The following is a 22,715-nucleotide window of genomic DNA, read 5'->3' as shown; positions in this document are numbered from 1 at the left end:
TTGAGAGGTGTAGATAGCCAAGAGGGGGTTGTTGACGTTGACTGCCACGACCGGTATCCCGGTGGCACGAATCGCTGGCACGCTGGGTGTCGGCACACCACCAACAGGGACGGGATGGATACTCATGGCCGCAGGGCACCCCTTCGAGGAGATCGCCAAGGACCTGCGGTCACGCATCCTGCGTCATGAGTTGAAGCCTGGTGATCTGCTGCCGAGCGAGAACGCGCTACGTGAGCGGTATGGGGTGTCGCGGGTGACGGTGCAGCGGGCGATGGAGGACCTCGTCGCCGAGGGCCTGGCCGTGGCCATTCCGAAGAAGGGTGTGTTTGTGCGCGGCTACGACCGCACCGTGCGGGCGGTGGAGCTCGACACGATCAACCGGGAGTTCGGCGCTACGGTGGAGGTCGCCGTCGTGGAGACGCCGCCCGTGCTGGAAGACCCAGACGCCGAGCCGGGGGTGTTCCGGCGGCGCGTGGTCGGCGACAGCATCCGCGACACCTATTGGGCCCGCACCGTCACCCGCGAGATCCCCGCGCTGACCAGCCCGGCCCCGTTGGAAAGAGCGGACCTGCTGCTGCTCATGGAGGCTGGCATGACCCCGATACGGGGGACGGCCAACGTGGTCGCGCGCATGCCGACCCATGACGAATCCACGCTGCTGGACCTCGTCCGAGGGACGCCTGTACTTGAGCACGTGGTGTGGCTGTCCGTGGATCGGCGACTGGTGGGCATGCGGGTCGAGGTGTATCCCGGCGACCGGACCAGCTTGCAGTACGACCTCGCCCCACTCCAAAAGCCGGAGGCGTAGAAGTCAGAACGGGGGCTCATCCGAGAAGTCCGTGGCAGCGGGTTGGGCGGTCCTCTCGACTCGCGAGCCGAGGGGCGACGGCGGCAGTTCCTCCGTGTCGAAAGCAGCGCTCCATGCCTGCCGGAACAGCTCCTTGTGCGTTGACGTGGGCGGCTCGTCGTACCCGTTGTACTCGTTGTCCTTGTAGTACTCCTCGTTAGGGTCGATGTCGGCGAGTTGACATAGCGGAGCGTAAACGGCATAGGCCGTCTCCCACCGCTCTGGGATGACCTTTCCGTGGAGGGTGCGGCGGACCGTCTCCTGGCTGGCGGTGCCTGACAGATTCATCTCCTTCGCCACATCAACGATCTGCTTGAGCGGGGGGCGCCCCGCACTTCGGTACATCTGGAAGAGGACGATCAACAGATCGCGATGAGGGCCCTCGGGTACTTGATCCTTGGAGGGCATGGCTATCGCTCTCACCATGTGGGCTGCTCTCCTTCGACAACCTCCGGCATGTCAGAACCAGGAAACCCTACTTTCGACAACCTTGAACAACGAATGACGTAACCAGAACGCGGTGATCTTGCTGTTTACCGCCCCGAAAACCGCTTCAACTAAAAGGATCAACTGCTCCGGCGGGGCTCGAAGCTGGTTTCAGAGCAGGTCGGCGCCCCAGTACGGACTGCTCGAAGCGAGGTACGACCGACGTGCCCGCATCCCCCGATGGGAGAAGCGATGTACCTGCTCACCGTCCGAGCCGCAGTCATTGTTATGGCCGCGGCCTTCGTCGCGGCCGTTGCGTTCGCGTTGACCTTGTCCGCTGGAACCGTCTGGCAGATGGCTTTCCTGTACAGCGGAGGAGCTTTCGGGCTGGCCATCCCGTTCTTCAACGCGATTGTCCCGCCCGCTGTGGAGGGCCCGTCCTCGCCGCAGGACAAGGGCCCTACCCCTTAGAAGATGTCCAGCCGCAACTCGGCTACGACATCTCTAGCTCGTCGGCTCCCATCCCCCGAGATCTTGCGGAGGGGATGGGAGCTGTGTTTCAGGACAGCGGCTCCTGGTCGTCCAGGAGCACGAGCTTGGCCACGCGCAGATCCATATCAGTGTCGGTGCGGCCGGAGTCGCTCCAGAAGTCGAGGTCATTTTGGGCCTGGGCGGCGGTGGCGCGCATGCGCGGGGTCATCCAGCCCGACAGGTCGCCGATCTGGTTGGCGTCGACCACGACGTACCCGGCCACCTGCTCGGCGGGTGCGGCCGGCTCGGTGGCCGGGGCGGTCTGCTCGGGGATGGTGATCGTCATCGGGTGACCTCCTGGTCTTCGGTGGTGAGGGGCTTGCAGGACAGGAGCCGGATCGGCACGTCTTCGCGGCCGGCCTCCTCGCACGAGCGGCAGATGGAGATGTCGCTGGTGCCCTTCGTGGTCTCGATGGCGCCGTCGCGGTGCATGGCGCAGACGCGCTGCGGGGCGCGCTCGCAGCCGTGGCCGCACGTGAACGCGATGATGGCGACTCCGGCGGCGTGGCACTGGCCGAGGTCGATGCCGATCCAGCTCATCTTGGTCTCGCACCGGATCGCCTCGGCGGCGGCCTCCCGCTCGGCGCGCTCCTCGTCGGTGCAGACGTGGCAGGCGACGAACGCGGCCCGGAACGCGCCCTCGGTGCCGTCCTGTGCTATCACGTAGTGGACGTCATCGCCGCACCCGCAGCACAGCGGCCCGCACGAGGGCAGGCCGCGCACTGACCGGGTGAAGATGTCGGCCGGGGAGCCGTCCACTGTGACGTCGTCGTCGGCCGCGAACTCGACGGCTTGGCGGTAGGCCTCGGCTGGGTCGTCGCCGGGTACGAGCAGGGCGAGCCCTTCGGCGTTCACGACGAGTTCTATCCGGTCAGTCACGGATGGGGCCCTTCCTCGGGTTGGAGTAGCGGAGATTGTCGAGCGCTTCCGCGACGGCCTGGCTGGCGGCGTCGACGCCGGCGCGGTAGCCGGTCCGGGGGTCAGCGACCTCCGCGCGGAGCCGGGCGAATTCGAGGTCATCCATCGCACACCCGCACCGTCCGCGTCGTGGGCGCGCTCATGCGGCGTTCTCCTCGGCGTCGGGCTGCTCGGCGGGCTGGCTGCTCGCGCGGACGGCCAGGACTCGGGCGGGGTGGAGCTTGCTCGGGTGCGGCATCTCCTGCTGGTCGCGGTCGAGGCACCAGAACCCTTGGTCGGCGCCGCACGTCTCGCAGTACACCTGCTTGGCCGCCTGGAGCTCCTTATCGCGCGGTGAGAGCTTCTTGGGGCGCAGGGACGCCCGGAGGTCCTTGATCGCCTTGCTGGCGATCTCTCCGCGCGCCGCAGGGGCCTTGGAGGGCTCGCGGCGGGGCTCCTCGTTGGCGGCCGAGGCGGCGGCCAGCTCGTCCAGCTCGGTGCGGCGCTCCTCCCAAGTGGGCGGCGTCGGCGTCGCGGCGCCCTTAGGCGTGACCGCCGGGGTGGCCGGTGCGCTTTTGGGCGGCGTGGACGGTGGGGGTGTGTCGGTGCGGCGCTTCCCACCCTGGCAGGCGGTGCAGTCCCCGCCGTGGTCGAGGTCCTGGCCGTCCTCGCACCTGGCGTTCGCGCAGACGCGGGCCTGGACGATGGTGATGGCGGCGGCGACCGCGTCGTGGACCCGTTCGCCCTTGTGCTGCCACCACGTCCAGCGGCGTTCGATCCGCTCGGCGAGCTGGTCGACGCTGCGGTTGGCCAGTTCCCGCTGGATCGCGGCCAGCACGCGGCCGGACGCCCCGCGGCTGATGCGGCGGCGAAGCTCCTCGGGCAGGTGCTCGAACACGGCGGCGGCCGGATGGGTCGTCGTTGCTGCCTTGGGGGTGGCGGATCCGGGTTCTGCTCCGGGCCGCAGGCCCGCGCCGCCCGGCTCCCCACCTACCTGTAGTTCGCCTACGGCGGGAGGAAGATCTTGTTTCCCTTCCTCTTCTTTTCTCTTAGGTTCCTTTCTCTTGTGGTGCGCAGAATTTTGCGCAGGGCCCGTGCAATCTGTTGCGCTCCCCCCCGCGCAATTTTCTGCGCACCCCTCATGAGGCTGCGCCGCCTCGCCGACCCCCCGCGCAATTTTTTGCGCCCCGGTGCCGACCTGGTCTTTCAGGGTTCGGGTGTCGATGGCGGGCGTGATTTCCCGCTTCTGGCGCTGTGCGGGCGGGAGCGGGTGGAAGTGCAGCCGGTAGCGGTTGCGGTCCTGTCCGCCGGTCTCGTCCCACTGCGGGGTGATCGTCAGGTAGCCCTGCTCCTGCAGCCGGTCGAACGAGCTGTCGATGGTGCGGACGCTGGACTTGCCCAACTCCAGCGCGAGGGTTTTGCGGCCGGGGAAGATGCCGTTGCCGGAGCGGCCGTGCCACAGCAGGACGCCGTACAGGCGGACGTCGACGTCCTTGATTACGCTGTTGAAGATCAGCGTGTCCGGGATCATCCGGAACCCGTCAGGCCCGTCGATCTCGATGTGGCCGCCGTCCGAGTAGTCGCTCATCGGGCGCCCACCTGCACGTAGGGGTGGCGTCCGGCGGGAACGTCGTCGGCGGTGAGGTGCGCGAGCCAGCCGGCCAGCTCCGTGTCGGAGGGCGCGGCGAACGGCTCGGGCAGGGTGGAGGCGGCCGTGGTGCGGCGCTTCCAGAAGTCGAACAGCATGCTGCGGAGGTCTTTCTCTCGGTGGGGGACCGAAGGTGTCCGGCGTGGGTTGCCGGGCTCGCGGACCCAAACAGGTCGCGAGACTTACGTCCAACGGCGAAGATCTGCGGTGTGTTTTGGCTGGTCACGCCCAGCAGGTTTGTGCATCCCGGGCGTGTCGCAGCCTGTTAGGCGGCGGCGCTGGCCAGGCCCCGGCGGCGCTGCCGCTCCTTGCGGAGCTCGTCGGAATTGAGCCCGCCTCGGACGGTGTCCTCTTCGCCCATGGCGATGGCCTCGTCCAGGCACCGCTCACGGACGGGGCATCCCTTGCAGTACGCCTTCGCCTTGGCCTCGTTGTACGAGGGGCGGGGGCGGCCTCCCCGGAGCGGCTCGGTGTCGTTGACGAACACCCAGCCGGGCACGCCACGGCAGGCGGCCCGGGTGTGCCACTCGGGGAAGATCAGGGCCCGCTTGATCCGGCTGGCCATCACTCGCCGCCCTCGGCGGCCGGGAGGGCGAGGATCGCCGCCAGACGGGAGCCGCTGAACAGGCCCGCCCGGTAGGCGTGGGCGATCACCTGGTCGGCGTCAGGGGTGAACTTGACGGTCGGGGACGGGTTGGTCGGCACGATCGTCACGCCGGGGATGTCCACGAACTCACCTGTGCGGGGATCGGCGGTCACGCCGTGCTTGGCTGCGGCGTCGCCGAGGAGGGTGATGAACGCGGGCCGTACCTCTACCGTGAGCTGGGCGCGGCCGGGGCCGAGCAACTTTTCGAGGGCGGCCATCACGCGGTCGGTCTCCCTCCCCGTCACCTCCACGGTGACGGTGCGGCCGACCTCGGTGGGCGCGTTCTGCTCCACCCACTCCTGGAACGCAGGCGAGTCGGTGACCCGGAACTGGTAGCCGACCTTCGGCTGCGTGACGGTCGCGAAGATCTGGCCCGCGATGTGGGCGATCTCCGTGCCGCCCGGGGCGAGCAGCGGCATGCCATCGTCGGTGGAGGTCTTCAAGGTTGCGATCCGGTCCTTGATGACGTCGCCGATCTTGTGCTTCTCCAGGTAGCGGGCCATGGCCAGTTCGGTGGCGATGGCGCGGCCGGACGGGGCCGCCGGGGCGGCGGGCGTGGAGCCCGCCGCCTTGACGTCGTTGGTGCTCATGCGCTCAACGCCTCCGCAACCGCCTCGGTCTCCACCGCGTCGCGGTTCGCCGCGCGGGAGGCGTTCCGCTGGTCGAGCAGTTCCTGCCGCTTCGGCATGAACACCGCGCCGAGCGCGGTGGCGACGTCGTCGCCCTGCACGATCCGACCAGCACGGAACTCAGCGTCGATCCGGTTGCCGATCGTGTTCATTTCGTCGTAGGTCGTCGCGGCGTGGATCTCGGCCATGATGTTCACCAGCCACACCGGGTCAGGCCCCTGCGGCGGCGGGGGCGCGGCCGCAGGGCCACGGCCGCCCCGGCGGTGGCCCTCCTCGGCCTCCGGCATGTCCTTGCGCCACAGGTCGAGGGCGACACCGAAGCGCATCCCGCCGTTGCGGAACGCATCACCGATCGCCTCCTTGACCGCGTTCGCGCCGGTCTTGCCCTGCGCGTCGCCGTACCCGAGCCGGGTAACCCCAGCGATGGTCAGCTTGATCCACAAGCCGCCGTGCTCATCGAATGCGGGTAGGCCGCGCTGGTCGTACGCGAGCGGCTCCCAGTTCCACGACGGGTCCACCTCAAGGAACCGGTCGGTGGTGTCGGCGTGGCCGACGTAGTCGAGGTGGATGTGCTGCGGTGACACCTTGCCGTTGCAGGCGTCGCACCAAGTCTTCTGGTGCTGGTCGCACTGCCCGTAGTTCTTCGAGCAGTTGCGGCAGGTGACGCGCGGCAGCTTGCCGATCTTCGCCTCCGCGAAAGGCTCGCGGAGCTTCGCGGCGACCTCGGGCGTCATCACGACCGGGTTGGGCGGGGTGGTGCTGGTCAAGACGCTCTCCGTTTCCTGGGGCTACGCCAGGGCGTTGGGACCGCTCCCGCCGCCGCTGCCGTGAATTCGAGCCGCGCCGGGGAGGCGCGGGGCACACTAAACTACTCCCTCTCTAGCAACTTAAAATATAAGGGTCATTTATTGTCTGATCAGACTATAGCCCAACGCGAACCCGGTCAATACACCCGCCCCCGCCGTCTCGCAACTCCTGAACGATCACTCAGTAGCCGACCCGCGACCAGGGCAAATAAGCGAAGGGGTTACCAACCGGCAATAAGATCTCTACGCTTCACCAAGAAACCACCAACGCCTACTGCGCAGTGCCACCGCACCACGCTGACGCGACCCCCAACGCCGAAGCACAGGAGACCCTCTTCCCATGTCTCAGCCACCTGACGGATTTGAACTTCGCTTCACCACAGCGGACATGACCGGAGACCAGGTCGCCCGGCTCGGCGTCTCCAACGCGGCCGCGCACACCATCAACCGGCTCCTCAACCTCGTCTCCACCGTGGACGACGACCGCCGCGAACCCGGCGACTTAACCCGGGAAGCGCTCAACGCCCTCAAGACCATGAACAAGGTGGTCGCCCGCTGCATCATGACCGACACGATGCGCGGCACCCTCGATGAGGACCTGGCCGCCCTGTTCGGCGTGGACGAATTCACCTTCGTCCGCCAGTACGGCCACCTCAACAAGACCCACATGGTCGACAACCCCCAAGGACTATGGGGCGATCTCCGGCCCACCTGCCCGGCCGAAATCCATGACTCATGCCCGGACGACCCGGCCACCGCCGCCCACCACCTCGACCAGTGGATGAGCCGCCACCTCGACCCGCGCGAAGCCGCGCCGGCCCCCACACACCCGGTGTCCGCGCGCCTATGACGTGACCCCTCCCCGGGGCACACGAAAGGGCCCTCTCCCCACAGCCACAGGGAGAGGGCCCTTCGCGTTCAAGATCAGTGTGCGCGCCCGTGACTCCGGCGGGCAGTCAACCCCCGAAAGGGCCGAAGGCGGTACCCCTGTCCGGCGGACGCGCACGAGACGGCGCCCCAGGAAAAGGACCACACGTCTGTCGCACATCATAAGCGGCCCAAGACGGGTTCACATTCCCGCCGTCTTGGCGTCCTCCACCTTCAGAGGCCGCGCCACGTTGTACAGCGCGGAGATCACCGCAGCTCCGGCCGCCTGCGCCACCGCGAAACCGATGGTCTTCAGATCGCCAGAAGCGACTCCGGCCGCAGCCGCGCCGCCGGCGACGATCGCACCCGACAGGACGTTCTGCCACAGCGACCGGTTGGCGCGCAGCGGCACCTCACCCACGCCCGGCGCACCCGCAGGCTTGAACCGGTTGTACACGTAGGCGAGCACCGCGGCGAGCGCAGCCTGACCGCCGACCACGCCGAGCGTGCCCGCGTCGACGGCGTCGCCCGCCGTCACGATCGCGCCGCCGCCGGCCACGACCGCAACGGAGAGCAGGTTCTGCAGAAGAGATCGGGCACCGCGCAGCAGCGCCTCGGGGATGCCCGGAAGACGGTGAACCATGATCGGCTCCTTCGGAAGGATTGGACTGTCCGGGCGGGATGGTGCACGAGCAGGGGGCTAACGTCGCCCGGCCCAGGTCAGAGCCCTGTCAGGCCCACGTCTTGAGTACGATGCCGAGCACGCCAAACACGAGCGACACGGCGATCGGCACCCACGTCGAGAACCGCTTCGCGTTGTCGGCCATCGTCTGCACCCGCGATCGCTCGGCTGCCCGCTCCTCGGCCGCCGCCTGGATCGCCTTCGCGTGCTCGTCCAGCCGTTCCGACACCGCGCGGTGGTTCTCGGCCACCGTGTCGGCCAACTCGGCGTGCCGCCGCTCGCCGTGCTCAGTCCGCTGCAAGATCAACGCCAACTGGCCGCGTACGTCGGTGAACCCCACCTCGGCGATCCGCCGAACCTCGGCCACTTGTCCCGCCACCCAAGCCTGCTCGCTCTGCTCGTCGGCCATCCCGCACCCCCACTACCGTCAGGCCCGTCACGTCGGGGCGGCACGATAGGGACAAACCGGGCTTACGTCGCCACGCCGGCCACCAATTCGGCGATTCCCCTTGCGCGGCCGCGCGCCGGCGGAGTGAACTTCCCACGTGGAAAGTCCCGATCAAAGCCCGGACGAAGAGACGAAACCGGCCCTCTTCCATTACACGACCGGGCAACTCACCGGCACGCAGGCTGCCGCCATCAACCGGTGGCGGGACCGGTTGGACGAGGACCGGCCCCTGCCCGGCATCCGGCACAAGGGCGGCCCGCTGCGCACGTTCTTCAACCTGGACGACCGGCCACCGTGCTCACTGAGTGACGTCATCGCCACCGCCGTCATCCGGTTCATGAAGCGGCCACCCAAGGCGCTCGACGTCGCCCGATACGCGCACGTCAGCAGGCAGGCGCTGCTCGACGTCGGCCGGTTCGGCGCCGGACCCGATTCGCCCGTGCACAAGAAAGTCAGCGTCTACCTGCCCGAAGACGTGGCCACCGAATGGGAGGCACTGCGCAAAGCCACCGAGCCCGCCGTGAGAGAGTTCGTCAAGGCCCTGCGCGCGCAGGTGCAGAAGGAGTTCCCCGGCCCGGATCAGGAGCGGGAGCGCGCGTACATATTCTGGATGCGGCTCCACGCCAACAACCTCCCCGAACACCCGCCCCGCGTCCCCGGCGGCGTCATCGCCCGCATGGCCATCGACAAGCACGCCGACCGCGACGTGGAGAAGATGATCCTCGACGCCGTCAATTACGCCTGGGAGATCCACGAGCAGCCGCACCGGACCCGCCGTGACGTCCGCGGCCGCACCCCAGAAGTCCGCGGCCCCACCCGTCGCCGACGCTGAACTTGCCGCGCGGGAAGTCCAGCGTCGGACCGGTTTATCGGTGTGAGCCGCCCACCACGGCCACTGCCGCCGACCCGGCGTTGACCTTCACCTGCACGTCCACCACCTTCCGCGAGCCGAACGCCCACTGCTCCGGCAGGAAGCCGCTCACGGTCACCGTCCCCGACGCCGTCACGGTCTTGGAGTCGATCTGCGCTCCGTCCGCACGCAACTGCACCTCGGCCGACGACGCCCCCGACAAGGTGAGCGACACGTCCGCCGTCACCGCGCTGCCCGACCGGGGGAACGTCGTCCAGGCGACCCGCGTCAGCGTGGTCGAGGTGACGCTGTCGGCCACCGGCACGAACGGGATGGTCCGCACCGCCGCCTGCAACTCCAGCGCCTTCACCCGCGCACGCAGATCCGAGATCATGCGCACGAGGTCGGCCTGCTGCAGGTCACCCGCCGCAATCTTCGCCATGGGCCCTCCTCAGTCGGCGGCGACGGTGTGTTCGCCGGTCGTCACAGTCACCAGCTCGCCCTCATCTGAGTCCGGCTGCACCTTCAAGGACACGATCTTCATGTTCCGGTCCAGGCCCGGCGACCCGTCCGGCAGCGCCGGATACAGGTGGTCCGTCACCACCACCCGTGCCATGCCGCCCAGCTCCCACTGCCACCACCTCACGTCGGATGTGATGGCCAAGTCGAATTCAAGGAGCTGCTTGGCGCCCCCCGACGCGTCCGAGGCGCGCTTCGTCTCCGCGTCGAGCGCGGCCTGACTCGTCAAACCGTCGAACGTCCACGCCTGCTCGATCAGCGGCCACCCCTCCGCGAGCAGATCCTGCCGGGTCACTGACGACAGCAGAACCCCGCCGTCCGGGATGCGAAGCTGCCCCCATGTCCTCGTCGCCAGACCACGCCGCGTAGACCTTCGGAATCTCCTGACGCTGCCGGGGAACTCGAGGGTCAAGCCCGTGTCCGGCGGGCTGTCACGGTTGATGCGCCGCAGGATGAACCGGGGCCGGTCGGCCACGGCATCCCAGCCCGGCTTCACATACCAGTCGAACCCGCCCGGCGCCGCCGCCACCTCCGCAGCCTTGTCGAGAATCGTCGAGAAGTCCTCCGACCGGTACTCGCGGTCGACGGGGGTGCCGGTGCCGGCCACGCCCTCGTAGGTGAGCCACCGCCGGTCGGCTGCCGAGGAAGCGTGTTCGAGCAGCCACGTCACCTCCGTGTCCGATCTCGTCCCCGCGCGCGGGCCGGTGAACGCCACGTACCGGTGGCCGTAGATGCCGATGACCTCCTCGGCCGAGATCTTCAACACCCCGGACTCGCTGTCGTAGTCCTGCGGGTCCACGATCCGGCCGCCCCACACGAGCTGCTCTCCGCGATAAACCAGGATCATGGTCCGTTCAGGCCTTGTCGCCGCGGCGATCCGGCCGATCGTGTACGCGGCGTCGAACAGCGGGATGTCCGCCGACAGGGTGCCGGTGCCGCCGAGCGTGATCTCGAACGACACGTTTTGGAGCGGCAGCGAGTCGAGCGGCAGATGAGAGTCCCAGTCGTACAGGACGTACTCGTATGGCGGGGCCGCGCCGGACAGGTCCTGGAGGGTGGTGGCCTGGAGCATGACCCGGGCGGACCGGTTGCCGAGTTCGTCGGTCGCGTCGACGCCGACCGAGTAGGTGACGCCCGGCGTCAGCCCGGTGAAGGTGTAGACGCGGGAGGGGACCTCGGCGATGCGCAGCCCGCCGAGGTAGGTGCCGTACCCGGTGACGCCGACGTTGTCGTCCGTGGACGGGTTCCAGGTGAGGGTGATGGCTGTCTTGGAGGTGGCGACCACGGCCACCGCGCCGGGCACGGTCGGCGGCGTGGTGTCGGCCTGCGCCTTCACCGTCCGCGATCCCTTGGCGGAACGGTTGCCGAGCAGGTCGAGCGCGTCCACTGCCACCGTGTAGACCGCGCCGGCCGTCAACCCGGAGAACGTGTACGTCCTACCGGCCTGCTCGGCCTTCTTGACCCCGTTCAGGTGGACGCCGTACGACACCACCGCGGACTGATCGAACGGGGTATCCCACCCGATCGTGATCTTCCCGGCGGCGAGCCCGGTCACCTTCACCACCGGGGGGACCGGCGGCGTGGTGTCGTTGATCGGTGTGACGACCAGCTCGGCCTTCTCCGAGCGATTGCCCTCATAGTCGTAGGCGTCCACCTGGACCGTCACCGACACGCCGGCCGTCAACCCGCTGAACGTGCCCGTGCGGCTGGTGGTGGTGCCCTTCTCGACGCCGTTGATGTACGTCGTGTAGCCCGCCACCCCGGAGCTGTCGTCCGTGGAGGCGTCCCACGCCACCGTCACAGACGTCGGCGTCATTCCGGTCAGCCGCAGATTCCCCGGCACCGAGGGCGGGGTCTCGTCCGGGTTCGGCCCCCACGTGCCCGCTGCCCACGCGTAATTCGGCGTGGCGGACGGCAGACCGTTGATGAGCTTCTGCGACCACGACACCGACCCGGACGCGTACTCGTTCACGGCCGTGGTCGAGTAGACCCTTCTTGGGGCGCCATCGTTCCAGTCCCGGAACGCGAACCCCTTGTGGGAGTAGCCGCTCGGCCAGGACACCGTGGAGGTGTCGCTGCCCGCCACGTAGACGGCGCAGCCGATGAGCGACACGCACCCGTCCGGCAAATCAGACGCGCCGTAATAGGCGGAACTGGACGTCAACCCGGTACTGGAGCCGTAGAAGACATCCGCGTCCGACAGCTCATACATCCATATGCTGATGCGGTCGGTGCTGTCGGAGACGCTGACCGTGACCGACGAATCGCTGCCCATGCTGATCTTAGACAGCATGCGGATACCGAACGTGTGCCTGGTCCACTCGTGTTCGGTGTAGCCGCCCGAGATGCTGTTGACGCCCGCGTACGAGTTGACGAACAACACGATGCGGTTGCCGTAGCCGACCGACCCGAACGAGTAGGTGTGTGACGTAGACGCCGACTGCGTCGTGTACGGCGTCGCCATCCGAACCAATCCCATACCGCCGCCCCCCGATGGCTGATGTGGGTAGATGCGCGGCGGATCATCCCGAATCTGGGGGCTAACGTCGTCTCAGCTCCGGCGGGTCACACCCAGGCGTCGAACGCCTCCACCACCAGTCGCGGACTCCCCGACACCCCGGCGATGGGCTGGCCAGCCAACGTCAGCGTGTTCGCCCCGGGCAGGAGCATGAACCAGGCAGGCAGATGCGCCACCGCCGACCGGCCAGGCCGAGGAACTGGCCAGATCTCGGGCGGCACGTACGCCCACACCTGCCTCGTCGCCAGATCGAAACCGAGACTGTATTGGGGGTCCGCGGGCAGGCTGGAGCCGGTCATGGCCCGCATCACCGTCCCCGACTCCTCGTGCGTGATCGTCCAATCCTTGATCGGCCCGTACAACCTCATGCGGGCCGGGATCTGCGGGTACGTGCCCGCCATCGTCAGCGTCAGCGACGCCTCGCCCGGCAGCGACGCGACCACGGCCGTCGCCGACACGGGCGCGACCGCGTACCGGCGCGGGTCGGTCGCCTTGACCGTCAGCGACCACCGGAACGCCAACGACCCGTCATCCTGGGGCGGCGGCATGTCGCTCAGCCGCACCCGCGCCTGCATGGTGCGTAGGACATCCTCAACCCGCAGCACGCCGATCTCGCGCGGCTCCAGCACCGCGAGGAACCGCTGCTTGGCCTCCCGCATCGCCGCCCGGGACGGCGCAACCGCCACCCCCGACAGGGTCACCACCCGGGACGCGTACTGGCCAGCCCCCGCCCACGCCCCATCAACGCCGCCGAGCCGCGCCAAGCGCGGCCGCACATCGGGGGTGGACGCCCACCCCTGCGCGTCCTCCACCACCCAGTCCACACCCCACGCATCCCGCGCGTTGCCCGCCCACGCGCCGATCCGGTAGACCGGCGACTCGATCGCCGAGTACGGGACAGGCGGCGTGCCCACAGTCACGGTGTTGTCGGCCGACTCCTGGCCGAGCGTGTCGAGGGCGGCGACCCGCACCCCGTATTCGAGGCCAGCCGTCAGCCCCGTGACCGTATGCCGCCGCAGCACGGGCCCGTCCACCGTGAAATCCATGCCAGAGGTGGAGTGGACCGCCTCCCCATCGACGTCGACCCGGTAGCCAACCACCCCGAAGTCGTCACTCGACTGACTCCACGCGACGGTGATCGACTCCTCCGCCGCGTCCACCGTGAGCGTCGGGGCGGTCGGCGGGGTGTCGTCGAGCGTCCGCACGATCAGCTCGGCCGGCACCAGCGTGCGCTGCCCGAGCCGGTCGACGGCCCACACCCGCACCTGATGGTCGCTGTTCTCCACCAGGCCGGTGAACGTTGCGGTCCGCCCGGCCTGGTTGACCGCGACCACATCGCCGTCGAGGGCGACGTCATACCCGGTGATCGGGTCCTCGTCGGACGACTCATCCCACGCCGCGGAGAACGCCGTGTAATCCACCGACGTGGGCCGCAGGTTCGGCGGCGTCGAGGGCGGCATGTCCGGCGCGGTGCGCGCCTGGAGCTCGGCTCGCGCCGAGCGGTTGCCGGTCGGGTCGGCCGCGTCCACCTCGACCAGGTAGGCGGTATCAGCGGTCAGGCCGGTGAACGTGTAGGTGCGGCCGCCCTGGTCGCCGCCCTGCTGCTGCGCGTCCAGCCATATGCCGTACCCGGCCACAGAGACGTTGTCGCTCGACGGCTGCCACGACACCGTCAGCGTGGTCCTGGTCCTGCCCGTCACCGTCAGCCCGCCCGGGACGGTGGGCGCGGTGACGTCCGGGGTGGTGACCTGGAGCTGCAGCCGGTCGGAGCGGCCATCGGCGGCGGCCGCGTCCACCTCGATCAGGTATGCCCGGCCCTCCACCAGGCCGGTGAAGGTGAACGTCGTGCCGGTCTGGTCGATACCGACCTTCACGCCGTCGAGGTAGATGCCGTACCCGAGCGCGCCCGCCTCGGGCGGGTCCCACGCGACCGTCACCGAGTTCGGGCCGACATCGGTGACGCGAACATTGAGCGGCCCCGGCGGCAGCGTCGAGACAGGAGGCGCTACGCGCCTGGCTGGCACCGGGTAGCCGCGACCGTATCGAGCCATGACGGGGTCACCTCACCAATCCGGGGGTTGAGCAGCAGAAAGCCGGGGGGTGAGGGGGGTTGGGTTCTGGTTAGAAGCGGGACGCGCGGGTGACTGCCGCAGCCCAGTTGGAGACCGGCCGAGGCGGCATCTCGTCGATCGTGAACGTGAGGTCGTCGATGTACGCGGAGTCCTCACCCGATGAGGCGCTGGTGTCCTTCGTGTATCGGAAGGTCAGCGTCTGGCCGGGCGTCACCGCGAACTCGGGCGACTGCGTCCAGGGGACCGTCCCCGCCGCCGCGACTTCGGTTTTCTCGGCGCCGGCGATGAGGAACCGGAACCAGTCGTAGCTCGCCTCCGACGACACCCGGTACCAGAACCGGACCGAGCTCGCCCCGCCCGGGACGATCACTGTGCAGTCGGTTGTTCCGTTGTCGCCGATCGTGGCGGACTTGAAACAGCCCGCCCCCTGCCTCGGCGTGACCGTGGATCGGGCCCAGTTGCCGGAAATGCTGACGACGTACGCGGTGTCGTTGAAGTCCTCGACAAGCTCGCCCATCAGTGGCCCTCACGCCAGTAGAGCTGCGCGGTCACGTCCACCGTGGCGGCCGCCACAACCACGACGGCCAGCCAGCCGCCCGGCGCGACGATCACCTCGTCACCGAACGGAATGAACTCGCTGACTCCGGCCTGCGGGTGGATGCGCTGCCCGATCACGATGTCGCCCAGCGTCGGCTCCGTCGTCCACACGGCGGCCGGACCCTTCACCGCGGTGATGGTCGAGTCCGGGGTCGCCGGATCGAGCTTGACCGCCGGCACGGAGATGGGCGGGACGGCGCCGCCGCCCCCCGCCGTGGTCTGCCGGGCCACCAGCGACCGGACCGGCTGCGCGGCGCTGTTGGTGCCCCGGTAGGAGATCCGGTAGCCGTAGACGGCGATCCGGTGGCTACCAGGGTTGGCGACCGGGTTGGCGATCTGCAGGACGGTCTTCTGCGCGGTGCCGGACGCGACGTCGTCGGCGTGCGCGGTGTACTTGGCCATGTATCCCCCCGAATGCTTGGCTCGGTGAGGGAGTATGCCGAGCAGGGCCGCTAACGTCGCGGGCACCTCGGGAGACGAAGGGACCAGCAGGGTGTAAGTGGAATGCGAAGAGGCCCTCGCCGCCAGCAGGGGGCGGCGAGGGCCAAGGACCTGGAAACCCGCGCGTTACTGGATCAGCGGGTCATCGCCGCCCACTGAGCCGTTGGCGGCATCATCCGATGGGATTCACGAGAAGGAAACCGACTCGACGTTGATATTCCGCGCGAAGCTGGTCCGGCGGCCCGGTGAGACAAGCTCTGCTGGTTCACCGGAGCAGTCTTCGTTGGTGTAGAGCGCCGCGATGCTCTGGCTGCGGTTCCCAGCCGATCGGGCTCGGAACGGAGAGTCGAGGGTCACGCAGCCTTCTCGTTCGGGTACCGGTACGGGCTGTACCTGGCCGGTCTGGTTGAGGCCGGACCAAAGGTTCAGAACACCGGCGGCTTGGGCGGCGGAGGCGTTGGGGGCAGTGCCGGCGAGGAGGGCTGCGGCCGTGAGAGCGGCGGCAGCGACGGTGGGTAGACGCATCGGGGGATCTCCTTCGTTGAGGCGGCGAGACAGCAAGATATTACACAGTGTAGTAATTCATTTACATAGCGTCATGGCACGATGTTTCTCACTCGCGCAGAGCTGCGTAAGCGGGCGCGGAACTTTCGCTTGCCGATTAGCGCCAGGAGTCCCACGCCTGGACCACCATGCGCGGGCTCCCCGCCGCCCCCGGCACCGGATCGCCGGCCAAGATGAGCGTGTTCGGGCCGTTCTTCAGGGCGAACCGGGCCGGGAACGAGCCGAGCGCGCCACGGCCTGGGCGCGGCTCCGGGTACACGTCCGGCGGCACGTACGCGAGCACCACCCGCGTCGCCAAGTCGATGTCCAGGCTGTACCGCGAATCGGCGGGCAGCGCCGTGCCCGGCTTCGTCCGGATCACCAACCCCGACTCCTGATGCGTGATGGTGAAATCCTTGATAGGCCCCCACACGCGGATCTGCGCCGGAATCCACCGGTAGTCCCCGGCCATATGGATGCTGATCGACGCCGACCCCGGCAGCGTCTCGACCGCCACCTCGTCATAAATCGGGCGCACAGCCGTGCGGCGCGGGTTCGGCGCGAGCAGCGGCAGCACCCACCCGAACGCGATCGAGCCCCGGTCGCTGATCTCGACGCCGCCGGTGAGCCGCACCTGCGCCTGCCTGGTCAGGCCGCCCTCCTGCACCCGCAGCGTGCCGAGCTCGCGAGGCGTCAAGGCGGCCTTGATCCGGTCCTGAGCGGCCAGCATGCTCGCCCGCGAGTTGGCGACCGCCTTCCCGGACAGGGTGATCCGCCGCGCGCCGAAGCTACCCGGGCCGGAGAACCCGCCGTCGCTGGAATCGGACTCCGCCTCCAACGGCGTCACATCGGCCGTCGACGCCCACCCCTCCTCACGCTCGACCACCCAGTCGACGCCATAGGCATCGCGGGCATTGCCCGTCCACCCCTCCAGCCGGTAGACAGGCGTTGCGTTCGGCGTCCAGTCCGCCGCCAGCGTCGAAACCTCGAGTTCCACAATCGGGCCGCGGCCGCCGCCGTCATCGACCGCCCGCACCCCGATTGTGTAGGTGCCGCCCGGGTTCAGGCCCTCGATGACGTAGCCGAGCGTCGCGGTCGCGGCGGTCACCTGCCCGTCAAGGAGCACCTCGTAGCGGGCGATGCCGAGGTCATCGGTGGCGGGCTGCCACGCCAGCGTCACCTCTTCCACCCCGGGCGTGGCGGTCAGGCCGGGAGGAGCGCCAGGCAGCGTGTCGGCGATCGTGGTGAAGTCGAGGGTGACGATCGGAGACCTGTTGCCGCTGGTGTCCACCGCGTCGACGCCTGCCGTGTAGGCGCGGCCCCGGCCGAGGCCGGTGAATGTGTGCTGCAGCTCGGAATGGTCGTCTCCTACCTTGCTGCCGTTCACGTACAGGCCGTATCCGGCCAGGCCGACGTCATCTGCGGCGGCATCCCACGCCAGGGTGGCGGTGGTGTGCGCCAGGTCGACCAGCCGCACATTCTCCGGCGGTGTCGGCGGCGCGAGGTCAGTGATCGCCAGCACGGAGATGGTGGAGCGTTCAGAGCGGTTACCGGCGGCGTCGCGGGCGTCCACGCCGAGCTCGTACACGGTGCCCTTGGTCAGGCCGGTGAAGGTGTAGGTGCGGCCGGTCTGGTCGGCGCCCACCTTGGAGCCGTTGCGGTACAGCCCGTACGCGGTCACGCCGACGTTGTCGGTGGCCGGGTTCCACGCGATGCTCACGCTGGTGTCGGCTACGTCGGTGGCGTGCAGGCCGGGCGGCATGCTCGGCGGGGTCGGGTCGGTGACGCCGAACCCCGCGAGCGTGACCCCGGTCGGTCCACTTGATCTGTAATTGACCTGGTATGTGCGGTTGCCGGCGGCGCCGATCGCGGCTCCGTAGAACTGGGCGCGCGTCAAGGTGTTGGAGTAGCCGCCCGATGCTGCTGCCGCCGCCAGCGCAGGCGTCCACGTGCCGCCCTGCACGGCGGGCGGGATTCTGCCCTCCACCGCGAACACGTAGCCTGCCGAGACCTGCGGCACCGTCACCCTGTTCAGCGTGACCGTGTCGCCGTTGACGTATCCGTTGTGTTGGAACAGCAGGTCACGGGCGTCGTCCCGCTCCTCCGCGTACAAGATGACGTCGCTGTCCTCGCCGCCATCGACTCGGAAGCTCGTCTCGCCGCCGTCCGCGATCTTGCTGTAGATGGACACTTCGGCGTAGCCGAAGCTTTGCGCCACCAACTCGTAGCCAGACGAGAGAACGTCTTCGCCGAAAAGCGACACGACGCCGACGATGATCCGGTTCCCGGCCGTTGCCGCCTGCGGGAACGACACCTCGTAGGTGCTTTGGCCGGCGCCGAGACTGGTGTTCTGCCAGATGCGCCCCATCTGATCCCCCCTCGTTCGAGTTGTTCAGCGGATCAGCGCGCCGAGGCGCCGCGCCGCCTGGTTACCGATCTGGATCTCGTCCTGGCCGGGCTGCGGATTGACGATCACCGTCGCCGACCCGCCCACCCCGGTGGCCTGCTGCTGTTCGACCGCGCGAGCCCGCGGCGCCGACCGCGACGCCTGATACAGGTCCGCCGCCGTGGTGCCGACGACGCCGCCATTCGCGAACCGTTGAAGGTGGCCGCGGCGGGCGGCGGTGTTGATGGCGTTGATCCAGCCGGTGCCGAGCCAGCGGGCCGCCTCCGGCCTCAGCCACGCCTCACCGGGGCTGACGGCGGCGAGCATCGTGTCGCGGCCGGGGGAGTAGCCGGGCATCACCCCGTACCCGCCGCCCGGGACGACACCGCCGAGCGCGAACTGCAGCGTCGGCAGGATGGGCAGCTTCAGCTTGGACGCCACCGAGTTCCACAGCTTGACGATGCCGTTGTTGTAGAGGCTGTTGATCACGCCCTGGATGGGCTGACGGACCGCCTCGGCCACGCCGGACCACGCCGAGCTGATCTTGCCCTTGGCTTCTCCGAAGAACTCGCGCACCCGCTTCAGGAAGCCGGTCACTCCGCTCTCGGCTGGCTTCAACCCGGACGTTGTGGAGTCGGTCACGTCCTTCCACGCGGCCTTCGCCGACGCGGGCGCTTCCTTCTTGAGCTTGACGAACGCCAACCCGCCGTCCGAGATGAATTTGTCGATCTTGGCCTTGCTCGGCGGCAGACCTGCGGCCGCGTCCGCCTGGATCGACTTCCAAGCTTCCTGCAGCGACTTGGGCGCCCCGGACTTGAGTTCGGCGAACTTGAGGTTCCCGTTCTTGGCGAAGTCGGTGAACTTCTGCGCGGTGATCGGCAGTGACGCGGCCGCGTGCGCCTGGATGTCGGTGAGCATGCCTCGCATCGCCGACGGCGCTTCCTTCTTCAAGTCCAGGAACTTCGCCCCGCCGGCCTTGGCGAAGGCGTCGATCTTAGCCTGGCTGGGCGGCAGACCTGCGTTAATGTCCGCCTGGATGGCCGCCCAAGCGTCTTTCACGTGCTGGGGCGCGTCCTGCTTGAGGGTGACGAACTTGGCCGTCGTCCCCGTAGTGAAGGCTCCGATCTTGGAGCTGAGAGTGGTCGAGTACGTGCTCGACTGGCCGGTCAGCGACGCCCACATATCGGCCCAGTCCTTCTTGACCGCCGCGATCGCGGGCCCCAGCTTCTTGGACAGCTCCTCCGGAGAAGGGAGGAAGCCGGCCGCCAGCGCCATCGGAGCGGACACGACCGAGCCGAGCGCGGCCGCGGTCGTGTTGCCGCCGCCGCCCTTCACCGCGCCGTTCGCGGCGCCGTACACGGAGCCGATCAACGACCCGATCGGCCCGGCGATCTGCCCGATCAGGCCGCCGTCGATCGCGCCCTTCGCCGCGCCCGCGCCGGTCTTGCCGAGATGCTCCTCGGCCTTGGCCAGGACCTCGTCGATCCAGTCGCCGCCGAACATCGACGCCACGGCGAGGCCAACAGCCGCCGTTCCGCCCCCGACCTTCGCGACGGTGCCCGCCTTGCCGGTCTTGCCGGTCTTGGTGGGGGTGGGCGTGCCGGTCGCACCGGTCTTGGACTTGCCGCCGCCGGAGGTGTCGAACAGCGACGCCGGGTTGAGCTTGGTGAACCAGCTCGACGCGTCGATCTTCTTCTTCGTGTCGAACACGCTGTCCGGCCGGACCTTCTGCATCCAGCCGCCGGGGTCGATCTTCTTGTCGCCGACGTCCCCCACCAGCCCCTTGGGGTTCAGCTTGGACACCCACCCGGACGGGTTGATCTTCTCCCCGGCCGTGCTGATCAGGTTCTTCGGGTTCAGCTTCGAGAACCACGAGGAGGTGCTGATCTGCCCGGTCGGCTTGGCGATCAGGCTGGTCGGGTTGACCTTCTTCAACGAGCCGGTCAGGTCCACCTTGGACAGGGAAGCCTTGAGCTTCGTCCCGATATCGCCGAGCTTGTCCAGGCCGAGCACGCCGGCCAGGCCGCCGAGCCCGACGCCGACCTTCCCGGCCACGCCCCGCAGCCCGTCCAGAGCCTTGGACAAGACGCCGGTCTTCTTCGCCCCGCCGTCTGCCTTCTTGCCGGTGTCGTCGATCCCGCTGCCGAGGTCGCGCGTCTTCTTCCCGGCCTGGTCCGCCGACCGGCCCACACCGTCGTAGGCGTCGGCGAGCCTGTCGGCGTTCTTGGCCGCGTCCTTCGTCTTCTTCCCACCGTCGCCGTCGCCGCCGAGGTCCACGTCGACGTCCGGGCCGCCGCCCTTCTTCCCTTTGCCGCCCTTGCCGTCGTTATCGTCGCCGCCGCCGAGCAGCTTGGACAGGCCGGTCAGCTTGGACAGGCCCTTGCCTGCCTTGCCGAGCAACTTGATGCCCTTCACCAGGATCGACAGCTTCTTCGTCAGGGCGCTGACAGCGATCGCGACCAGGCCGAGCACGAAAATCCAGCCCAGGACGTCGCCCACGAACGGGATCTCCGTCAGCTTCGTCAGCCACTGGACGACGCCGCGCAGGAACGCCAGAAAATCCGTCAGGGTGCCGTCATCGACCAACGCCTCGGTGATCTTCCCCAGGAACGTGGCGACGTCATTGATCAGCCCGCCAGCCTCCCGCATCACCGGGATCAGCCCGTCGAAGAACCTCTTCAGCCGCTCCTGAGTCTCCGGCTGATCGATCCACTTGTGGAACCGCTCGGCCGCCTGCGCGAGGTCCTCCAGCATCGTGCCCCCGGCCTGCTTGCCCGGCCGGAAGATGCCGGCGATGGCGCCGCCGACGTTCTTGATGATCCGCCACACCCGGGACGCGGCGAGCCAAGCCCCCTCGAAGTACTCCTCCATGTCGCCGTTTTCACGGACGCGCTTGGTCCACTTGTCGAAGGTGTCGGCGCCGCGGGCGATCCCGTCCGCAAGCTTGATCACGAACGGCATCGACACGTCGATGATCCGCACGACGCCCTTGAACGCGGAGATGCCTGCCTTGCCGAACAGGCGGATGACCTCGGTGTTGCGGCCCATGATCCGTGACACGTAGCCGGAGAACGCGGGCGATCCGAGCAACTCCCCGAATTCCTCGGCCAGGTCCCCCACCACGGTGGCGGAGGAAGACAGGCCGGAGCGCAGGGTGCCGAGCAGGGGCAGGGCCGCCTTCACCCCACGCTGGATGCCGGGCGCGAGCGCTTCCTGCACGTCCAATCTGAGGTCGCGCAGTTGTGGCCGCACCTCGCGGTGGATGTACAACACGAGCTCGCGCATCGCAGGGGACAGGTCGGCCAGAGCCTGGGCGACCGGATCCGGCCCACCGCCGCCGGTCTGGCCCGCCGTCTTGGCAGCCTTGCGGGCCTTGGCCAGCTCGGCCTCGGCGTCCTTCAGCCGCTCGACGGCGAGCATCTGGTCCCACAAGGCTTCGCGAAGACCGCGTGCCGCCTGGACCTGCGCTTTCTGCGCGGACTTGACGCCGTCCTGGGCGTCCTTCACCCCCTGCATGGCGTCGGCCACGCCGCGCTGCGCGTCGGCGATGGCGCGGGCGCTGTCCACAGCCGATTTCGCCGCGTCCTTGCGCGCCTGCGAAAGTTCGTATTCGGCGTCCTTTTCAGCCTGGATCGAGGCGGCCAGGCGCTCCTTGGCCGCCTCGACCTCCTTGGACCCCTCAACGCCTCGGGCGTCCGCCTCGGCCTTCTCCTCGGCCAGGTCGCCGTTGCGCTCCTTGACCTCATCCAGCCGGAGCAGCGCCTGACGGTACGCAAGATCCGCCTCGCGTTTGTCCAGGTCACTGGCGAACGGGTCCTTGTTGACCTTCTCCAAGCGCTCCTTGGCCCGCTCGATGGCGATCTTGGCGGACTCCTCATCCAGAGCCCCGCCACGCGCCGCCAGAGCAAGATCCTCAAGCCGCTCCTTGGCCTGCTTCCTGGCCTCGTTCAGGTCTTCCGTGGCCCGCTGCGTGGCGCGCTGCGCCTCGGCCACCCGGCGTTCGGCCATCTCGACCCGGCGCGCGGCCTGCTCCTGCCGGTCCGCCGCCGCGGCAACCGCGTCCGCGACCCGCTGACGTGCCTCGGCCACCCGTTCGACCGCCTCGCGGACGCGGGCCTCGGCCTGCTCGACTGCCTTGGCCGCCTCCACCGTGGCGTCGCGGGAGTCGCCGACCCGCTCGTTCGCCAGCATGCGGGCGTGCGCCGCGTCCCGAATCGCCCGCTCAGCGTTCTTGATCCTCTCGGCGGCCGCCTCGCGGGCCTGCGCCGCCGACGATGCCGACGCCGCCGACTGCTTGTCTGCCTGCGACAGCGCCCCCAACGCCGTCCCCACCCCGGAGAAGCCGACGATCAGCGCCGCCAA

Annotated in this window: 22 protein-coding genes and 1 pseudogene; 4 read left to right on the top strand and 19 right to left on the bottom strand. The window is 68.8% G+C overall.

All coding sequences use genetic code 11. The features are described from left to right. Positions 1-124: 124 nt before the first annotated feature. On the top strand, positions 125-808 hold the full coding sequence (locus ACFOY2_RS45755) for a GntR family transcriptional regulator (protein ID WP_379534430.1): 684 nt from the start codon (positions 125-127) through the stop codon (positions 806-808). Positions 809-811: 3 nt separating this feature from the next. On the opposite strand, the gene ACFOY2_RS45750 is transcribed toward ACFOY2_RS45755, so the two are convergent. After that, on the bottom strand, positions 812-1,273 hold the full coding sequence (locus tag ACFOY2_RS45750) for a hypothetical protein (RefSeq protein ID WP_379534429.1): 462 nt from the start codon (positions 1,271-1,273) through the stop codon (positions 812-814). Between the two features lie 252 nt (positions 1,274-1,525). Here ACFOY2_RS45750 and ACFOY2_RS45745 point away from each other — a divergent pair, with 252 nt between their 5' ends. Next, positions 1,526-1,744, top strand: coding sequence for a hypothetical protein (locus tag ACFOY2_RS45745; protein WP_379534428.1), 219 nt, complete (start codon positions 1,526-1,528; stop codon positions 1,742-1,744). Between the two features lie 88 nt (positions 1,745-1,832). On the opposite strand, the gene ACFOY2_RS45740 is transcribed toward ACFOY2_RS45745, so the two are convergent. The 8 genes from ACFOY2_RS45740 to ACFOY2_RS45705 form a co-directional block, all read right to left on the bottom strand. Continuing rightward, positions 1,833-2,090, bottom strand: a complete 258-nt coding sequence (locus ACFOY2_RS45740; protein ID WP_379534427.1) for a hypothetical protein — start codon at positions 2,088-2,090, stop codon at positions 1,833-1,835. Then, positions 2,087-2,683, bottom strand: a complete 597-nt coding sequence (locus tag ACFOY2_RS45735; protein WP_379534426.1) for a hypothetical protein — start codon at positions 2,681-2,683, stop codon at positions 2,087-2,089. The genes ACFOY2_RS45740 and ACFOY2_RS45735 overlap by 4 nt, the downstream gene beginning before the upstream one ends. Continuing rightward, the gene (locus ACFOY2_RS45730; RefSeq protein ID WP_379534425.1) at positions 2,676-2,828 is read right to left on the bottom strand and encodes a hypothetical protein; all 153 of its coding nucleotides are present in this window, start codon (positions 2,826-2,828) and stop codon (positions 2,676-2,678) included. Before ACFOY2_RS45730 ends, ACFOY2_RS45735 begins: the two co-directional genes overlap by 8 nt. 33 nt (positions 2,829-2,861) lie before the next feature. Next, complete coding sequence (locus ACFOY2_RS45725; protein WP_379534424.1) at positions 2,862-4,289, bottom strand: zinc finger domain-containing protein; 1,428 nt, start codon at positions 4,287-4,289, stop codon at positions 2,862-2,864. Continuing rightward, a complete protein-coding gene (locus ACFOY2_RS45720) occupies positions 4,286-4,447 on the bottom strand; it encodes a hypothetical protein (RefSeq protein ID WP_379534423.1) in 162 nt (53 codons plus the stop codon). Before ACFOY2_RS45720 ends, ACFOY2_RS45725 begins: the two co-directional genes overlap by 4 nt. 167 nt (positions 4,448-4,614) lie before the next feature. Next, the gene (locus ACFOY2_RS45715) at positions 4,615-4,914 is read right to left on the bottom strand and encodes a WhiB family transcriptional regulator (protein WP_379534422.1); all 300 of its coding nucleotides are present in this window, start codon (positions 4,912-4,914) and stop codon (positions 4,615-4,617) included. After that, positions 4,914-5,585 carry a hypothetical protein gene (locus ACFOY2_RS45710; protein ID WP_379534421.1) on the bottom strand — a complete coding sequence of 224 codons (672 nt, stop codon included), beginning with the start codon at positions 5,583-5,585 and terminating at the stop codon, positions 4,914-4,916. Before ACFOY2_RS45710 ends, ACFOY2_RS45715 begins: the two co-directional genes overlap by 1 nt. Further along, positions 5,582-6,391, bottom strand: coding sequence for a hypothetical protein (locus tag ACFOY2_RS45705; RefSeq protein WP_379534420.1), 810 nt, complete (start codon positions 6,389-6,391; stop codon positions 5,582-5,584). The genes ACFOY2_RS45710 and ACFOY2_RS45705 overlap by 4 nt, the downstream gene beginning before the upstream one ends. A 427-nt stretch (positions 6,392-6,818) precedes the next feature. Here ACFOY2_RS45705 and ACFOY2_RS45700 point away from each other — a divergent pair, with 427 nt between their 5' ends. Beyond that, entirely contained in the window at positions 6,819-7,280 is a 462-nt protein-coding gene (locus ACFOY2_RS45700) for a hypothetical protein (RefSeq protein ID WP_379534419.1), read from the top strand. A 219-nt stretch (positions 7,281-7,499) separates the two neighbouring features. Here ACFOY2_RS45700 and ACFOY2_RS45695 read toward each other — a convergent pair whose 3' ends face one another. Further along, positions 7,500-7,940 (bottom strand): hypothetical protein, encoded by a 441-nt coding sequence (locus ACFOY2_RS45695; protein WP_379534418.1) that lies wholly within the window; start codon positions 7,938-7,940, stop codon positions 7,500-7,502. An 88-nt stretch (positions 7,941-8,028) separates the two neighbouring features. Next, positions 8,029-8,388, bottom strand: coding sequence for a hypothetical protein (locus ACFOY2_RS45690; protein ID WP_379534417.1), 360 nt, complete (start codon positions 8,386-8,388; stop codon positions 8,029-8,031). Between the two features lie 136 nt (positions 8,389-8,524). On the opposite strand from ACFOY2_RS45690, the gene ACFOY2_RS45685 reads away from it, so the two are divergent. Beyond that, the gene (locus ACFOY2_RS45685) at positions 8,525-9,259 is read left to right on the top strand and encodes a hypothetical protein (RefSeq protein WP_379534416.1); all 735 of its coding nucleotides are present in this window, start codon (positions 8,525-8,527) and stop codon (positions 9,257-9,259) included. Positions 9,260-9,293: 34 nt separating this feature from the next. Here ACFOY2_RS45685 and ACFOY2_RS45680 read toward each other — a convergent pair whose 3' ends face one another. The 8 genes and pseudogenes from ACFOY2_RS45680 to ACFOY2_RS45645 form a co-directional block, all read right to left on the bottom strand. Then, the gene (locus tag ACFOY2_RS45680) at positions 9,294-9,719 is read right to left on the bottom strand and encodes a hypothetical protein (RefSeq protein WP_379534415.1); all 426 of its coding nucleotides are present in this window, start codon (positions 9,717-9,719) and stop codon (positions 9,294-9,296) included. 9 nt (positions 9,720-9,728) lie between these two features. Beyond that, positions 9,729-12,275 (bottom strand): fibronectin type III domain-containing protein, encoded by a 2,547-nt coding sequence (locus tag ACFOY2_RS45675; RefSeq protein ID WP_379534414.1) that lies wholly within the window; start codon positions 12,273-12,275, stop codon positions 9,729-9,731. An 86-nt stretch (positions 12,276-12,361) separates the two neighbouring features. Beyond that, positions 12,362-14,365 (bottom strand): fibronectin type III domain-containing protein, encoded by a 2,004-nt coding sequence (locus tag ACFOY2_RS45670; RefSeq protein WP_379534413.1) that lies wholly within the window; start codon positions 14,363-14,365, stop codon positions 12,362-12,364. Positions 14,366-14,435: 70 nt separating this feature from the next. Further along, positions 14,436-14,903: a hypothetical protein gene (locus ACFOY2_RS45665; protein ID WP_379534412.1), complete on the bottom strand. Its 468-nt coding sequence runs from the start codon at positions 14,901-14,903 to the stop codon at positions 14,436-14,438. Continuing rightward, entirely contained in the window at positions 14,903-15,385 is a 483-nt protein-coding gene (locus ACFOY2_RS45660; RefSeq protein WP_379534411.1) for a hypothetical protein, read from the bottom strand. The genes ACFOY2_RS45665 and ACFOY2_RS45660 overlap by 1 nt, the downstream gene beginning before the upstream one ends. A 225-nt stretch (positions 15,386-15,610) precedes the next feature. Next, positions 15,611-15,949 (bottom strand): hypothetical protein, encoded by a 339-nt coding sequence (locus ACFOY2_RS45655; RefSeq protein ID WP_379534410.1) that lies wholly within the window; start codon positions 15,947-15,949, stop codon positions 15,611-15,613. Between the two features lie 136 nt (positions 15,950-16,085). Beyond that, on the bottom strand, positions 16,086-18,335 hold the full coding sequence (locus ACFOY2_RS45650; RefSeq protein WP_379534409.1) for a fibronectin type III domain-containing protein: 2,250 nt from the start codon (positions 18,333-18,335) through the stop codon (positions 16,086-16,088). A 24-nt stretch (positions 18,336-18,359) separates the two neighbouring features. Then, positions 18,360-22,715, bottom strand: a pseudogene (locus ACFOY2_RS45645) (hypothetical protein); the annotation flags it as partial.

The sequence above is a fragment of the Nonomuraea purpurea genome (genome assembly GCF_042650645.1).
In the GTDB taxonomy this organism is placed as follows: domain Bacteria; phylum Actinomycetota; class Actinomycetes; order Streptosporangiales; family Streptosporangiaceae; genus Nonomuraea; species Nonomuraea purpurea.
The sequence above is the reverse complement of the archived record's forward strand: the minus strand, read 5'-3'. Positions and strand labels throughout refer to the sequence as shown.

Excerpts from the sequence above, each read along its gene's own strand:
- ACFOY2_RS45755 (WP_379534430.1), top strand. The coding sequence starts at position 125 with ATGGCCGCAGGGCACCCCTTCGAGGAGATCGCCAAGGACCTGCGGTCA.
- ACFOY2_RS45750 (WP_379534429.1), bottom strand. The coding sequence starts at position 1,273 with ATGGTGAGAGCGATAGCCATGCCCTCCAAGGATCAAGTACCCGAGGGC.
- ACFOY2_RS45745 (WP_379534428.1), top strand. The coding sequence starts at position 1,526 with ATGTACCTGCTCACCGTCCGAGCCGCAGTCATTGTTATGGCCGCGGCC.
- ACFOY2_RS45740 (WP_379534427.1), bottom strand. The coding sequence starts at position 2,090 with ATGACGATCACCATCCCCGAGCAGACCGCCCCGGCCACCGAGCCGGCC.
- ACFOY2_RS45730 (WP_379534425.1), bottom strand. The coding sequence starts at position 2,828 with ATGGATGACCTCGAATTCGCCCGGCTCCGCGCGGAGGTCGCTGACCCC.
- ACFOY2_RS45725 (WP_379534424.1), bottom strand. The coding sequence starts at position 4,289 with ATGAGCGACTACTCGGACGGCGGCCACATCGAGATCGACGGGCCTGAC.
- ACFOY2_RS45720 (WP_379534423.1), bottom strand. The coding sequence starts at position 4,447 with ATGCTGTTCGACTTCTGGAAGCGCCGCACCACGGCCGCCTCCACCCTG.
- ACFOY2_RS45715 (WP_379534422.1), bottom strand. The coding sequence starts at position 4,914 with ATGGCCAGCCGGATCAAGCGGGCCCTGATCTTCCCCGAGTGGCACACC.
- ACFOY2_RS45710 (WP_379534421.1), bottom strand. The coding sequence starts at position 5,585 with ATGAGCACCAACGACGTCAAGGCGGCGGGCTCCACGCCCGCCGCCCCG.
- ACFOY2_RS45700 (WP_379534419.1), top strand. The coding sequence starts at position 6,819 with ATGACCGGAGACCAGGTCGCCCGGCTCGGCGTCTCCAACGCGGCCGCG.
- ACFOY2_RS45695 (WP_379534418.1), bottom strand. The coding sequence starts at position 7,940 with ATGGTTCACCGTCTTCCGGGCATCCCCGAGGCGCTGCTGCGCGGTGCC.
- ACFOY2_RS45690 (WP_379534417.1), bottom strand. The coding sequence starts at position 8,388 with ATGGCCGACGAGCAGAGCGAGCAGGCTTGGGTGGCGGGACAAGTGGCC.
- ACFOY2_RS45680 (WP_379534415.1), bottom strand. The coding sequence starts at position 9,719 with ATGGCGAAGATTGCGGCGGGTGACCTGCAGCAGGCCGACCTCGTGCGC.
- ACFOY2_RS45675 (WP_379534414.1), bottom strand. The coding sequence starts at position 12,275 with ATGGGATTGGTTCGGATGGCGACGCCGTACACGACGCAGTCGGCGTCT.
- ACFOY2_RS45670 (WP_379534413.1), bottom strand. The coding sequence starts at position 14,365 with ATGGCTCGATACGGTCGCGGCTACCCGGTGCCAGCCAGGCGCGTAGCG.
- ACFOY2_RS45665 (WP_379534412.1), bottom strand. The coding sequence starts at position 14,903 with ATGGGCGAGCTTGTCGAGGACTTCAACGACACCGCGTACGTCGTCAGC.
- ACFOY2_RS45660 (WP_379534411.1), bottom strand. The coding sequence starts at position 15,385 with ATGGCCAAGTACACCGCGCACGCCGACGACGTCGCGTCCGGCACCGCG.
- ACFOY2_RS45655 (WP_379534410.1), bottom strand. The coding sequence starts at position 15,949 with ATGCGTCTACCCACCGTCGCTGCCGCCGCTCTCACGGCCGCAGCCCTC.
- ACFOY2_RS45650 (WP_379534409.1), bottom strand. The coding sequence starts at position 18,335 with ATGGGGCGCATCTGGCAGAACACCAGTCTCGGCGCCGGCCAAAGCACC.